Source organism: Streptomyces alkaliphilus, from assembly GCF_014141535.1.
Classification (GTDB): Bacteria; Actinomycetota; Actinomycetes; order Streptomycetales; family Streptomycetaceae; genus Streptomyces; species Streptomyces alkaliphilus.
On record NZ_VKHT01000799.1, the window covers coordinates 1 to 2,388 of the forward strand.

Sequence of the window (2,388 nt, forward strand, 5' to 3'; positions counted from 1 at the left end):
AAGAGACAGGTTGGGCCCGGTGCCCCGCCTCCCGGTCCACCCGGCCCAACCGGTCCACCCGGCCCAACCGGTCCACCGGGCCCAACCGGTCCACCGGGCCCACCGGGCCCGCCCGGGCCCGCGGCCGGGTCCCGAAGGGTCGGGGCGCGGAAGCGACGTCGCCACGCCAACGAGACGTACACCAGCGCGATCAGCACCGGCACCTCGATCAGCGGGCCCACCACCCCCGAGAGGGCCTGGCCACTGGTCACGCCGAAGGCGCCGATCGCGACCGCGATGGCCAGCTCGAAGTTGTTGCCGGCCGCCGTGAACGCCAGGGTGGTGGTGCGCTCGTAGCCCAGGCCGATGAGCCGCCCCAACGCGAAGGTGCCGAACCACATCAGCGCGAAGTAGATCAGCAGCGGCACCGCGATCCGGACCACGTCCAGCGGCCGGGAGGTGATGGTCTCCCCCTGGAGCGCGAAGAGCAGCACGATCGTGAAGAGCAGCCCGTACAGCGCCCACGGGCCGATCCTCGGCAGGAACCGCTCCTCGTACCGCTCGCGCCCCATCCTCCGCTCGCCCACCCGGCGGGTGAGGAAGCCGGCCAGCAGCGGGACGCCGAGGAAGATCGCCACGTTCGCGGCGATCTTCCAGGCCGAGACGTCCAGGACCTCACCGTCCCCGAGCCCCAGCCGGCGGGGCAGCAGGTCCAGGTAGAACCAGGCGAGCAGGCCGAAGGCGAAGACCTGGAAGACGGAGTTCAGGGCCACCAGCACGGCGGCGGCCTCGCGGTCCCCGCGGGCCAGGTCGTTCCAGATGATGACCATCGCGATGCACCTGGCCAGGCCCACGATGATCAGGCCGGTGCGGTACTCCGGCAGGTCGGCCAGGAAGATCCACGCCAGGGCGAACATCACGGCCGGCCCGACCAGCCAGTTGACCACCAGCGAGGAGACCAACAGGCGTCGGTCCCCGGTGACGGTGTCCAGGCGGTCGTACCGGACCTTGGCCAGCACGGGGTACATCATCACCAGCAGGCCCAGGGCGATCGGCAGGGAGATGCCGCCGATCTCCACGGCGGACAGCGCCGAGTCCAGGCCGGGTACCACCCGTCCCAGCCCCAGACCGATCGCCATCGCCAGCAGGATCCACACCGCGAGGAAGCGGTCGAGGGTGGACAGTCGGCCCACCAGGGCGGCGGCGCCGGGTACGGCTCCCGCGTCGGGGTCGGGCCCCGTCGCCCGGGCGCTCACGGGCACGCCCGCTTGCGGTCGTCGGCCCGGGTCGCGCGGGCCAGCTCGGCCAGCTCCCCGAACCCTTCCGCGAGACCGGCGAGGGCCTCGGGACGCAGCCGGTAGTAGGTGAAGCGCCCACACGGTTCGGTCTCCACCACGCCCGCCTCCCGCAGCACCCGCAGGTGGTTGGAGAGGTTGGTCTGCCGGGCGCCGGTCTCGGCGATCAGGTGCGTGGTGCACAGGGTCTCGCGGGCCAACAGGGTCACGATCCTCAGCCGCAGCGGGTCACCCAGCGCGCGCATCAGATCAGTATCGACTGACATCAGCATGGGCTGATATTGTCACACCCGTCGGTGTCCCGCCGGCCTCCCGTCGGTCCTGCCCGGTGCGCGACCCCGGGCCCCGGGCCGGAACCCGCAACCGGCCCGGGCCGTCCCGGTCCGGCACCACCGACCGGCCCCCGGCCGGTCGGAGAGAAGGAAGAAACGGAGCCCATGTCCGAGTCCACCGCGCCCCTCGCCTCCGTCCTGTTCGTGTGCGTCCACAACGCGGGACGTTCCCAGATGGCCGCCGGCTTCCTGCGTCACCTGGCGGGCGACCGCGTCGAGGTTCGCTCGGCCGGCTCGATGCCCGCCGACCGGGTGAACCCGGCCGCCGTCGAGGCCATGGGGGAGGTCGGCATCGACATCACCGCCGCCACCCCCACCGTCCTGACCCCCGACGCCGTACGCGCCTCCGACTGGGTCATCACCATGGGCTGCGGCGACGCCTGTCCCGTCTTCCCCGGCCGCACCTACCTGGACTGGGAACTCGCCGACCCGGCCGGGCGGGGTGTCGAGGACGTCCGGCCCATCCGCGACGCCATCCGTGAGCGGGTCGAGGCCCTCGTCGCCGACATCGACGCCCGGGCCTGACATCTCCTCTCCTCCCCCCGGCGCGGGGCCCGTCCGGGCCGGCGCCCCTGCGGAACGGTCGGGGGCGTCGACACCGGATTCCGGGCCCGTGGATCCCCGGGGCCCCACCGATCCCGGGTCCCCCCGCGCCGGTGCTAATGTCGCCCGTACGGCGGCACCCCGCATCGAACGGGTGATGCGCGACGTTGCCCCGCCCGGAGGCGACGGCCACGCGCTCGCCGCGCGAGGAACGCCGATCGGCAGAGGGAGGCTCAGGC

At 73.2% G+C, this 2,388-nt stretch carries 3 protein-coding genes; 1 reads left to right on the plus strand and 2 read right to left on the minus strand.

The genetic code is table 11. The annotated features are described in order from the left end of the window. Both arsB and FNQ90_RS19890 read right to left on the minus strand, forming a co-directional pair. The coding region (gene arsB / locus FNQ90_RS19885) for an ACR3 family arsenite efflux transporter (protein ID WP_228471418.1) at window positions 1-1,175 on the minus strand (1,175 nt) is incomplete at its 3' end. A 56-nt stretch (window positions 1,176-1,231) separates the two neighbouring features. Next, window positions 1,232-1,546, minus strand: a complete 315-nt coding sequence (locus FNQ90_RS19890; RefSeq protein WP_182607614.1) for an ArsR/SmtB family transcription factor — start codon at window positions 1,544-1,546, stop codon at window positions 1,232-1,234. A gap of 165 nt (window positions 1,547-1,711) precedes the next feature. Between FNQ90_RS19890 and FNQ90_RS19895 the strand changes: the two genes are divergently transcribed. Next, a complete protein-coding gene (locus FNQ90_RS19895; RefSeq protein WP_182607615.1) occupies window positions 1,712-2,131 on the plus strand; it encodes an arsenate reductase ArsC in 420 nt (139 codons plus the stop codon). The last annotated feature ends 257 nt before the right edge of the window (window positions 2,132-2,388 follow it).